At 41.2% G+C, this 11992-nt stretch carries 7 protein-coding genes; 4 read left to right on the forward strand and 3 right to left on the reverse strand.

The window, feature by feature from the left end:
- Nucleotides 1–331: 331 nt before the first annotated feature.
- Entirely contained in the window at nucleotides 332–2872 is a 2541-nt protein-coding gene (locus tag PI95_RS04035) for a heavy metal translocating P-type ATPase (RefSeq protein ID WP_039744809.1), read from the reverse strand.
- A 148-nt stretch (nucleotides 2873–3020) separates the two neighbouring features.
- Between PI95_RS04035 and PI95_RS04040 the strand changes: the two genes are divergently transcribed.
- The 4 genes from PI95_RS04040 to PI95_RS04055 all read left to right on the forward strand — a co-directional run bounded on the left by PI95_RS04040 (nucleotide 3021) and on the right by PI95_RS04055 (nucleotide 11180).
- The gene (locus PI95_RS04040; RefSeq protein WP_039744632.1) at nucleotides 3021–3425 is read left to right on the forward strand and encodes an ArsR/SmtB family transcription factor; all 405 of its coding nucleotides are present in this window, start codon (nucleotides 3021–3023) and stop codon (nucleotides 3423–3425) included.
- A 452-nt stretch (nucleotides 3426–3877) separates the two neighbouring features.
- Complete coding sequence (locus tag PI95_RS04045; protein ID WP_039744634.1) at nucleotides 3878–5830, forward strand: efflux RND transporter periplasmic adaptor subunit; 1953 nt, start codon at nucleotides 3878–3880, stop codon at nucleotides 5828–5830.
- Nucleotides 5831–6061: 231 nt separating this feature from the next.
- Nucleotides 6062–7762: an efflux RND transporter periplasmic adaptor subunit gene (locus tag PI95_RS04050; protein WP_039744638.1), complete on the forward strand. Its 1701-nt coding sequence runs from the start codon at nucleotides 6062–6064 to the stop codon at nucleotides 7760–7762.
- Nucleotides 7763–8009: 247 nt separating this feature from the next.
- Nucleotides 8010–11180 (forward strand): efflux RND transporter permease subunit, encoded by a 3171-nt coding sequence (locus PI95_RS04055; protein WP_039744640.1) that lies wholly within the window; start codon nucleotides 8010–8012, stop codon nucleotides 11178–11180.
- A gap of 32 nt (nucleotides 11181–11212) precedes the next feature.
- On the opposite strand, the gene PI95_RS04060 is transcribed toward PI95_RS04055, so the two are convergent.
- Both PI95_RS04060 and PI95_RS04065 read right to left on the reverse strand, forming a co-directional pair.
- A complete protein-coding gene (locus PI95_RS04060) occupies nucleotides 11213–11548 on the reverse strand; it encodes a XisI protein (RefSeq protein WP_039744642.1) in 336 nt (111 codons plus the stop codon).
- A complete protein-coding gene (locus tag PI95_RS04065) occupies nucleotides 11536–11955 on the reverse strand; it encodes a XisH family protein (protein ID WP_039744643.1) in 420 nt (139 codons plus the stop codon). The genes PI95_RS04060 and PI95_RS04065 overlap by 13 nt, the downstream gene beginning before the upstream one ends.
- Nucleotides 11956–11992: the final 37 nt, after the last annotated feature.

Raw genomic sequence — 11992 nt, forward strand, 5'->3', positions numbered from 1 at the left:
TTTATTTCGTTATTCTTTTGTCTCTTTGAGGCTTGTAGAAGGCTTAAAATAAAAGTCTTTTGATTTTTGACTTCGTGCAGTGGTACTAAAGCGTCGGTTCACTAAAAGTAGATTAGTTCATTTCAAGCGATAAATTCTAATTAGTGAACGTCAAAACGACGATTTCTCGTTCAGGATTATTCTACTGGACTACTAAATACCTAGTCCAGTAGAATAATCCTGAAGTGCAAGAAGAAGTGGTAAGAAGTAGGCAAGTCAGCCACTTTCAGCGTATCGCAATTTGTCTTAGCACCACTAACCCAACTTTTTACCCGTTAGTCCGTTGCCTAATTTACTTTTTCCCCCTAACCCGAAATAACCGCATCCCATTAGCTGTCACCAGCAGCGAACTTCCCGTATCTGCCAATACCGCAACCGCTAACCCCACAAAACCAAAAGTCCCTAGCAATAAAAATAGTCCTTTTGTTACCAGGGAAAAGACGACATTTTGCTGAATCACTGACACAGTACGACGACTCAAATCAACTGCATAGGCTAACCGTCTTAAGTCACTTCCTACCAACACTACATCTGCTGTTTCCAGTGCAATATCAATTCCACCCACCGCAAAGCTAATATCTGCCGCCGCCAAAGCTGGGGCATCATTTATACCATCTCCCACCATCCCGACAACACCAGTACGGCGAAGTTGTTGAATTTCCGTCAGTTTATCTTCTGGCAACAGCTCGGCACGATACTCAGTAATATTAACTTGTTGAGCAATTTGAAGTGCGATCGCACTTCTATCTCCCGTCAGCATTACTAACTGCTTTAACCCAGCCTGCTTTAATCGGTGTATGGCTTCCGTTGCTTCTAACCTTAAACCATCTGCCAGTGCCACTGCTCCCAAAAATTCTTTTTCGGTTCCCACCAAAACAGGGGTTTGTCCGAGTTGATCGATTTGGGCTAATAAAGATTCGGCTTCTTTTGATATTGAAATCCCAACCTGCTTAAACAAACGACGGTTGCCAACTATGTAAGTTTGATTGTTTAATGTTGCTTTAATTCCTTGTCCTGGGAATGATTTAAAGTTAGAGGGTGTCTGTAAATCGATTCCTTTATTTTTTGCACTACTTACAATCGCTTTCCCTAAAGGATGTTCTGATTGCTGTTCTAAAGATGCTGCAATCTGAAAAATCTGGTTTGAACTGATTTCGCCGAAGTTGTAAACCTTTTGGACAACGGGTAATCCCTGTGTAATTGTACCAGTTTTATCAAAAGCAAGCGTATTCAAACGTCCTGCTGTTTCCAACGCATGACCGCCTTTAAATAAGACTCCTTGACGAGTAGCTGCACCAATGGCACTGACAATAGAAACTGGAGTGGAAATTACTAAAGAGCAAGGACAACCAATTACCAACATCACCAGCGCTCGATACAGCCAAACATCGTAGGGTTGAGCAAATACCAAAGGTGGAATTAAGGCGATCGCAAAGGCAATCAAAATTACAATTGGTGTATAAATAGTTGCAAATTTATCTACCCACTGCTGTGAAGGAGCGCGACTTTGTTGAGCATCTTCAACTAAATGAATAATCTTCGCTACAGTAGTGTCGCTGACTTGATGGGTAACTTTTACTTCCAAAAATCCCCCTTGATTCAACGTCCCTGCGTAAACGGTATCACCAGGCGCTTTATCTTCGGGTATTGATTCGCCGGTAATGGGAGATTGGTCAATAGCGCTGTTACCAGAAACAACTACACCATCCAAAGCTACACGCTGTCCGGGGCGAATTGTCAAAATTTCCCCAATTTGAATGCTTTCGACATCCACTGTCACTTCCTGACCGTTGCGTTTTATAGTTGCAGTTGGTGGAGTCAAATCCATCAAAGCGCGAATTGCATTGCGGGTACGACCGAAGCTGAAAATTTGCAGCGTTGTTCCTAAAGAGAATAAAAAGACAACCAGCGCACCTTCAAACCAATCGCCCAAAATCAGCGCCCCAATCACCGAAATGGTCATTAACAGATTCATGTCTGCGCGACGCAAGCGCAACTCAAATAAACCAGCTCGTGCGACTGGATAACCTGCAACAATAATTCCAATCCCGTAAAAAGCCCGCCCTATCCAAATAGGTAGGCTAAAAGACTGAGCGAGTAAACCTAAAATTAAGCCAACTCCGGCAAAAATAACGCTTTGTCCCCGACGGTTAGCAATCCAGAATTTCCAATTTGACGGGTTGGCTTTCAGCTTTAGTGTGGAGGCTTTTGATGCGTGTTCGTGATGATCGTGTTCAGAATTAATCTCATCAAGTTGGTCAACCGTGTAACCTAAAGCTTTGATTCGCTCATAAATTGTTTCTTCCTGGATTTGCTGCGGATTGTAGGCTAATTGTAGCCGTTCTGTTGTAAAGTTCACCGACACGTCAGCAACACCATCAAGTTGGCGCAAACCAACTTCCACAGTCTTTGCACAACTCCCGCAATCCATCCCGCCAATTTTTGCTTGGAGAGTTTTTGCAAAAATTACGTCAACGCGGTTGTGGTTGTTTTCTTGATGATGGTTGTCGTGGTTACGATCATTGTCACAAGCAGAAGTATAAACGTGACTATCCTTGTGGTCATGGTCATTAACTTTATACTGCACTTGAAAATTTATCTCATGACTTTGCTCAACGGTGTAACCTAAAGCTTTAATTTGGTCATGAACAGCTTTTTCACTCAAAAGCGCCGCGTCATAGGATACTTTAACTTTGCCTGTAGCAAAGCTCACTGACGCTTGTGTGACTCCTTTTAACTGCTGCAAACCTACTTCAATCGTCTTCGCGCAACTTCCGCAATCCATTCCTGCAACTTGTAGTTGCTGAGTTTTGAGAGAAGAATTTTCACTCATAGCCAGTAAATGAAAAAGTTTATATAAGACCTTGCCATACATTCTAATACAACATCTGAATAATAATTCAACTGTTAAATATATTCAATTATTGTTATAGATTGCTAAAATAAGAATAATTATCATTGCTGACCTCAAGTTAAAAACTATGAAAAAACAAGCTTCCCAGCAAAATTTAGATTCGTCTAAAAACTCCCAACCCCCAAAGTGCGACACCCATCTGGTACATTTAGATAATGTGCGTACTTCAATGACGCAACTTTTGCCAATGGATAAGGCGCAGCACATGGCGGAAGTTTTTGGGGTACTGTCGGATGCAAATCGCTTGCGTCTGGTGTCGGCTTTAGCTTCGCAGGAGTTGTGCGTTTGCGATTTAGCTGCACTGACAAAAATGAGCGAATCCGCAGTTTGTCATCAACTGCGGTTATTAAAAGTGATACGTCTTGTCAAATATCGCCGCGAAGGGAGAAAGATTTTCTATAGTTTGGCAGACGGTACTATTCTCAATCTTTATCGCGCTTTAGCAGAAAGTTTAGAGGACTCAAATGTTTAATTATTTACCTATATTCAAGTCATAATTATTGTAGTTATGCAATATTAAAAAAAGGTATTAATAAGCTAAATGATGACTTAAGATGATTTTTTCATATATTTTTGGTATCGGTTATATAGCGATTTGTAGCAAGTTTGTTTATGGCTATGCTGCTGGGCTTAAGTGCAATTTTCTTAATTCAAGATAGCTTGCGAACATTGAAAGTTGATTGACAGTAAAAAGGATATGAATAATTTTCTTAGAAGAAGTAAAAAACTGTGACCGATTATCTTTTGACTCAGGCGATCGCGTGGAAAGAGGGTAGGGTTTTCGTGAGGAGAGCATTTTTTGACGAGCAGGAAATTTCTACCATACATTGGGTATAAAATTTCATCTCAATTTCATATCCATGTGAAAAACTGGAGAAGAAGCCAAAAACTCAAATGCTGCCTTACCCAAGCAAATTGTAAACAATGCGAATCTCTAGCCGTTATCAACACAAAACTTCGCTACTCCAATATACTTCTGTCGTAATACTGAGTTTACTACTACTCAATGCTCCCAAAGTTGTGTTAGCAGGTGCTGGACATGACCATAGTGGTGCAAATTCATTTCAGGCTGGAGGTGAAGTATCCGGTTCTGTAACTGTTGACGCGGAAACGGCAAAACGTTTGGGAATTAAAGTTGAGTCAGTAAAAAAGCAACAATTAGATGTTGGTATTAAAACTACCGGACAGATTGAAACTTTACCCGACCAAAAAGTTGAAGTGACTGCACCCCTGACAAGTAAAGTAGTTGAGTTACTAGTAAAACCAGGTAGTAAAGTTAAAAAAGGTCAACCTGTAGCCGTTGTTGCTTCGCCTGAGTTGGTTGATTTGCGCGTAGGTTCCCAAGAAAAACAAGCCGATGCTCAAGGAGCTTTGCAAAAAGCACAAGTTAATTTACAATTAGCCCAAGAAAATTTAGACCGCCAGCAAACAATTTATAACGCGGAAATAGCACAAGCCCGCACCCAATTAAATGCTGCTCAAGCACAATATAATCGGGATTTATCTCTAGTCAATCAGCGCGGAGTTTTGAAAGTCGCCCAAGAAAACCTCAAACGTCAGCAGCAAATCGCCAACGCAGAAATTGCGCAAGCGACTACGGAGGTTGCAGTTGCCCAGGAGCAATATGACCGAGATAAAGAACTGGTGGAAAAAGGCGCATTACCAAGACGGCAGATGCTAGAGTCGCAAGCTAAATTGGAAAGGGCAAAAGCTGAACTGGCGAAAGCAAAAAGTCTCCCCCAAGTTGTCCAAGCCGAAAGTGAAGTTAAACGTGCGGAGGTGGACTTACCTTTAAGAGAATTGCGGGATTCTCAATCTCGCGTAGCCGAAGCGCAGTCACAATTGAAACGCGCAGAAACTCGTAAAGACGTTTTGGAAGCACAAGCGCAATTGAAACGCGCTAAATCAGATGTAGTAGTAGCACAATCTCAACTTAAGCTCAGTAATACTACTTATCAAACTCGGCTCGAACAATTGGGAAGCACTGCCAACGCAAAAGGACTTGTGACAGTAACCGCGCCCATTTCCGGTACTGTTGCCAGCCGAGAAGTAAGTATTGGTCAATCGCTGCAAGATGCAGGTGGTAAGCTGATGACAATCATAAACGACGGTCGGATATTTGCCACGGCGAATATTTATGAGAAAGATTTAGGTATAGTAAAAAATGGTCAAAGAATAAGAGTAAAAGTCGCTTCCTTTCCTAACCAAACTTTTGAAGGCAGAATTACACAAATTGGCACATCTGTACAGGGAGAAACAAGAGTTGTACCCGTACAAGCGGAGATAAATAATTCTAGAGGTTCGCTGAAACCGGGAATGTTTGCCGAATTAGAGGTAATTACAGATAAAACGGCTTCGTCTCTACTAGCAATTCCGACTTCTGCTGTAGTGGATGCCAATGGTAAAAAAATAATCTACGTGCAAAATGGTAATGCTTTCCAATCAACTCAAGTCACTTTTGGTCAAACCTCTGGGGACATGGTGGAGGTGAAAACAGGTTTGTTTGAGGGCGATATGGTTGTCACCCAACGTGCTACACAATTATATGCACAGTCGTTGCGGGGTGGTAGTAAAAAAGAAGACGGACATGCAGAAGAAGAAGGACATGCAGAAGGAGAAAAAACTGAGGTGAAAGCGAATAATTTTCCAGTACCTTTGTGGTTAATTGCAGCAGGGGGAGGTTCTGTAATTACTGCGATCGCATTTTCAACTAGTAACTTATTATCTCGTCGTAAAGGTTCCCATTTAGTAACAGTAAATGCTTATGGACAAGAAATTGTAACTTACGAAACAGATACTCAGATTTATTTAGATAACCATAAACAAACAAATGTATCCCCCACCCCTATATCAATTGAGAAGCAGGAAAACTCTTAGTAGCAGTGTTGTTGCCAATTAAACTATCTCAGGCATTATAAATTTATGAGGTTGAATGCTTCCATCTATCCTATATTTCATCCTAATTTCATTTCAGTGTGAAAGAATGTTAACTAATAAGCTCAAGCAGGCTTTTGAAATATATTCCAAAAGCTATGTAGCTATTTTGTAGCAAATGTGCCAAATACACATAGGTGTGACTCTCCCCTCTATTAAAGGAAACTCTAGGCGATGCGATTTAACCGTTCTCAAAATCAAACTGCATCACTCCTCCATGTTTCTTCTGCAATACTGAGCTTGCTGTTGTTAACTACTCAAGGCGTCGTTTTTGCTGGTGCTGGACACGATCACAGTGGTGCAAGTTCGTTTCAAGCTGGAGGGGACGCAAATAGTCCAGTAAATGTTGATGCAGAAACAGCCCAACGCTTAGGAATTAAAGTCGAACCCGTAAAACGTCAGCCCCTCGCTCTTGGGATAAAAACCACCGGACAAATTGAAACTCTACCCAGCCAAAAAGTTGAAGTCACGACTCCAATTACAGGGGCGAAAGTAGTAGAGTTATTGGTAGAGCCTGGTGCAACAGTCACAAAAGGTCAACCTCTTGCCGTGGTCACAAGTCCCGACTTAGTTGATTTGCGCGTTACTTCTCAAGAAAAACGTGCTTCGGCGATCGCAGCTTTGCAACAGGCACAAGCCGATTTAACATTAGCTCAACAAAATAGAGAGCGATACATACAGATAGCCCAAGCGGAGACAGCGCAAGCACAAAGCCAAGTCGCGTTTGCTCAAGAAAAATATACTAAAGATACACAGTTAGCCTCCGCTGGTGCTTTACCGCGTCGTAACGCTCTGGAATCTCAAACCCAATTAGCAGAAGCGAAAGCTAAACTCATTTCAGCCAATAGCAGACGGGATGTAATCGAAGCCGAAGCACAAGTTAAACACGCTCAATCTGCCCTTCAGGTAGCACAAGAACAACTCCGCATCAGTGGAGATACTTATAATACTCGGCTGCAACAATTAGGAAACCTCCCTAATTCTAAGGGATTGGTGACAGTGACGGCTCCGATTTCTGGAAAAATAGCTGACCGCGAAGTAACCATCGGTCAAACTTTTAACGATGCAGGTGGTAGATTGATGACTATTGTTAACGATAGTCGGGTGTTTGCGACAGCGAATATTTACGAAAAAGATTTAAGTAAGGTAAAAATTGGTGAAAGGGTGAATTTGAAAGTTGCGAGTTTACGCGATCGCACTTTCACAGGAAAAATTGCCCGAATTGGCACATCTGTACAAGGAGAAACACGAGTAGTACCTGTACAAGCCGCAGTAGATAACCCAGGTGGACAACTCAAACCCGGAATGTTCGCCGAACTGGAAGTATTGACAGGTCAACAATCTGCACCGACTTTGGCGATTCCCACCTCCGCAATGGTTGATGCCAATGGTAAAAAAATTGTCTACGTCCAAAATGGTAATGCCTACCAAGCTGCTGAAGTCACATTGGGTCAAACCTCTGGGGATATAGCGGAGGTGAAAACAGGTTTATTTGATGGCGATATGATTGTTACTCAGCGTGCTACGCAATTATACGCACAGTCCTTACGGGGTGGTAGTAAAAAAGTAGAAGGTGATAATCACGGCGAAGAGGAAGATAACCACGAAGAAGAGACACAGGTTAAAAGTAATAATTTTGCTTTACCTTCGTGGTTATTAGCAGCAGGTGGGGGAGCTGTAATTGCTGCTGGTGCCTTCGCGGCTGGTAGTTTTTGGTCGAGTCGTCGAATGCATCGGGGTTTGGCAACAACAGTGGGTGTTGCTAGCGAAGAGGCTTTAAATTTGGAAACCGAGGTTCATGTGGATAATAATCATAAGCATCCAAGTTTTTCAGGTGCTTCGGTGCAGGTTGAAAAGCATAACAATAATGAGTAGGAGTAAAAAGTTTCGGGAAACAAAAATAATCTCAAGTTATATCATTAAACGCAATTTTCAGTATTTATTTGATTGTAAACCCTTGCGAAATAACTCAATCAAATTATAAGAGTATTTGCATAATGTATTCAATTTTACTAGATTTCCCAACACAGTCCCATCGAATATTTCATCCTAATTTCATCTGAGCATGAAAGACTAGAAAGTAACTACGAAGAGTGCAGAACGCAAATCACTAAAATCAAAAATGCTTGGAAACATTGTTAGGTGGGTAATTAACCGACGCTGGCTCGTCGTATTAGCTACAATTATTGTCTCGTTTTGGACATTCTACGTCATTCCTCAGATGCCGTTGGATGTACTGCCAGCCTTTGCACCGCCGCAAGTGGAAATCCAAGCCGAAGCCCCTGGACTCGCGCCGGAGGAAGTCGAATCGCTAGTAACTTTACCAATAGAGAGTGCAATTAACGGCACACCGGGAGTAACCGCAGTCCGTTCGTCGAGTGCGGCTGGTATTTCTGCGGTGAGGGTGATATTTAATTCGTCAACTGACATTTATCAAGCGCGTCAGCTAGTTACCGAACGACTACAACAAGCGGTTAGTAAGCTACCTCCAGGAATTGAACCACCGCAAATATCCCCCACCACTTCTCCAGTAGGTTTAGTCGTCCAGTACGCTTTTACCGTTGAAAATGGGGAAAACTCTTCCAATCCTACTCTGGAGGGAAAGCAAGCTACATCCTCAACTCCTAACTCCTTAATGGAAGCCCGTCGAATCGTCGATTGGCAAGTGACAAATCGCCTTTTAGCTGTCTCCGGAGTCAGCCAAGTTTTAACTTTCGGTGGTGACGAACGTCAATTTCAAGTACTAGTTGACCCAGTAAAATTAGCAGCTTTTAATATTACTTTAGATCAAGTTACGCAAGCGACTCAGAAAGCAAATGTCAATGCTTCTGGTGGCTTTTTTATTACGTCAGATACAGAAAAGTTGATTCGGGGTATCGGTAGAATCGAATCAATTGAAGATTTAAAGAAATCAACTATTATTTCGCGTAATGGCATTCCCGTGAGATTGCAAGATGTAGCCAATGCTCAAATTGGGGCAGCAGTAAAACGGGGTGATGGCAGTTTTAATGGCAAACCCGCAATTATTGTCATGGTGAATAAGCAGCCAATAGTTGATACTCCGACTGTTACCCGTGCGGTAGAAAAAGCAATGGCAGAAGTCAAAGCCGGATTGCCAAAAAATATTAAAGTTACTACTACATTTCGCCAAGACAGTTATATTGAATCTTCTGTTGACAACGTTCGTTCATCTTTGATTCAAGGTAGTATTATTGCCGCAATTATTCTTATTCCTTTTTTAATGAATTGGCGCATCCTAGCAGTATGTTTGTTAAACTTTTTCTTAACATTACTGTTTGGGATGCTAGCACTTTCATGGTTGGGAATTGGATTAAATACAATGACCTTGGGTGGTTTAGCAGTTGCAATTGGTACTGCAATTGATGATGCAATTGTATACGGTGAAAATATTTATCGCCGACTAAGGGAAAATAAAACTTCGGACGATCCATTATCACCGTTAGAAATTATTTTTGAAGGTTCTGAAGAAGTACGTGATTCGCTCGTTGGTGCAACGATTATCGGCATTATTGTTTTCTCACCAATTTTTACCCTACCGGGTATCGAAGGTCGAATTTTTACTCCAATGGGTATTTCTTATTTAGTGGTAGTTGTTGTTTCTAGTTTAGAATCTTTGTTGGTTACTCCAGCTTTATGTGCAATTTTATTACCAAATACAAAGGTGACAAAGCGAGAACCTTGGCTAGCTAGATTTTGTAAGGGAATTTACAGCTCTTGTTTAAGCTTTTCCATGCGAAACTCGTTCTTAATTATGGGTATCGCCACAGTTTTAACAGTCGCATCAATTGTGATTATTCCTTCTTTTGGGAGAGCATTTTTACCAGAGTTTCAAGAGCAAACAATGGTCAATACTTTGTCGTCTTATCCAACAAGTTCTCTCGAAATTAGCACTAAAGCAGGTCATGTAATCGAAGAAGCATTAAAAAATGACCGCAGATTTAAATTCGTTCAAACTCGTGCGGGAAGAGCTTCTGGTGATGCGGAAGCAGCAGGTGTCAATGTTGCTCACGTTGATATTGAATTAAGCAAAGAAGGGATGAAGAACCGGGAAAAAACTTTAAAAGTAATGCGAGAAGCATTTGAGAAAATACCAGGTTCGGTAGCTAATATTGGTGGATTTCTTTCGCACCGGATGGATGAAGTTTTATCAGGGGTTCGTAGTTCCATAGCTGTGAAAATTTTCGGTTCCGACTTAACAGAATTAAGGAAAATTGGGCAGCAAGTAGAGCAACAAATGGCAACAGTTAATGGTGTCATTGACTTACAACTCGAACCCCAACTTCCAGTACCGCAAATTCAAATTAAATTTGACCGCGATGCAGCTAGTCGTTACGGTCATACGGTGGGTGATTTGGCAGATACAATTGAAACTGCACTTAATGGTAAAGTTGTTTCTAAGGTCTTAGAAAACCAACAGTCTTTTGATTTGATTGTATGGTTAAAACCCGAAGCACGGCAAAATTTAGAAACCATACGTAATTTGTTGATTGATACTCCCGATGGACAGAAAGTACCTTTAGGTAGCGTTGCCAAAATTGAAGAAGGGACGGGACCAAATACAATCAACCGTGAAAATGTTTCCCGCTTAATTGTGGTTTCTGCAAATGCTAAAGGTCGAGATTTACGCTCGATTGTCACTGATATTGAAAGCAAAGTTAAAAGTAATATCCAAGTACCTGCGGGTTATTTTATTCAGTATGCAGGTCAGTTTGAAGCTGAAGAACGCGCAACCCAAAATATTCTCGTTTTTAGCGCGATCGCATTCATTGCGATTACAGTATTAATGTACCTTTCAGTTAAATCCATCCCTTCTACCGCAATGATTATGATTAACTTACCAATTGCGTTGGTAGGTGGTGTAATCGCTGTTGCTTTAACTGGTGGGATAATTTCGGTTGCGTCTTTAGTTGGGTTTGTTTCCTTGTTTGGGGTAGCAACTCGCAACGGTTTGTTATTGGTAGATAATTATAATAGTAAATATGCCGAAGGAATGCCATTAAAGGAAGTTATTACCAAAGGGTCAATGGAACGACTAAATGCGATTTTGATGACAGCTTTAACTTCCGCATTAGGTTTAGCACCGATGGTCATTCAAGGTGGACCAGGACAGGAACTTTTGCAACCGTTATCTGTAGTAGTATTTGGTGGTTTGTTTACTTCTACTGCAATAACTTTAGTGGTTTTACCTGCGTTGTATGCGAAGTTTGGTAAATTTTTGTTCCCGAAGAAAGTGGAGTCAGCTAAAGAGGGGCAATTTTTCATGCATATGTAGGAAAATTATTTTGGAAATGGTATATATAGTCCCTAAGCCATACCGTACCCCGTATACTTTCTTGCATAAACAGGCTGCAAACCTAACACAATATCTTCCTTCGATACTCCCATTGCGACCAGTTCATCAGCAATCAATTTATCGCTCTGGTTGCGTTGAATCCAAATTTTCCCATCTTTAATATCTAAATGCATGATGCAATTGTAAATACGGCGATGTTTATCCCACCCCAAATCGACTATTTGATAATGCTCGCGTTCGATATCAAAAATCGTTTGTACCTCAAGTTCGCCATGTATCGGCTTTCCTTTGCTATATTCGGTCAAGAGTTCTTGAATGCACTGGCGGTAAAATATTAATTTATCCATCTGACTATCACCTCATCTACAGGGTCGTACACTATTAATTTAACTTGATACTGTTGTATCGATGCTTTTGCTAAATCGCGTTGAAAAAATGACTCATAAGCCGCAATTGGCACAGCTAAATATAAAATTCGTTCTTTTTCACTGGCTTCTAAAACTAAGCGGTAATTTAGAAATTGACCCAATGCCAGATGAAAATCAAATAAGGCTGAGTCACTTAAAAAGCTTTTAATTTCGACTGCTATTTTTTCTCCTGCTCTTTCAGCCCCCAATAGCCGCTCTGCACCTAAATCAATTCTAACTTCATCCTCTTCGCCGTACTCAATTCTCAATGGATCATGTGTAATTGCCCACTGTTCTCTTTGAAGAGCCTTTTTAACTACGTCATGAAATCGGTCTTTGGCTGACATCTATTCTCACTCAGATGGTTTTAAGTCGTTCATTTTA

The organism is Hassallia byssoidea VB512170 (assembly GCF_000817785.2).
Classification (GTDB): Bacteria; Cyanobacteriota; Cyanobacteriia; order Cyanobacteriales; family Nostocaceae; genus Hassallia; species Hassallia carrinoi.

What these genes read in the sequence shown, in the direction of transcription:
- PI95_RS04065 (WP_039744643.1), bottom strand. Translation starts at nt 11,955, where the DNA reads ATGTCAGCCAAAGACCGATTTCATGACGTAGTTAAAAAGGCTCTTCAA.
- PI95_RS04050 (WP_039744638.1), top strand. Translation starts at nt 6,062, where the DNA reads ATGCGATTTAACCGTTCTCAAAATCAAACTGCATCACTCCTCCATGTT.
- PI95_RS04040 (WP_039744632.1), top strand. Translation starts at nt 3,021, where the DNA reads ATGAAAAAACAAGCTTCCCAGCAAAATTTAGATTCGTCTAAAAACTCC.
- PI95_RS04045 (WP_039744634.1), top strand. Translation starts at nt 3,878, where the DNA reads ATGCGAATCTCTAGCCGTTATCAACACAAAACTTCGCTACTCCAATAT.
- PI95_RS04035 (WP_039744809.1), bottom strand. Translation starts at nt 2,872, where the DNA reads ATGAGTGAAAATTCTTCTCTCAAAACTCAGCAACTACAAGTTGCAGGA.
- PI95_RS04055 (WP_039744640.1), top strand. Translation starts at nt 8,010, where the DNA reads ATGCTTGGAAACATTGTTAGGTGGGTAATTAACCGACGCTGGCTCGTC.
- PI95_RS04060 (WP_039744642.1), bottom strand. Translation starts at nt 11,548, where the DNA reads ATGGATAAATTAATATTTTACCGCCAGTGCATTCAAGAACTCTTGACC.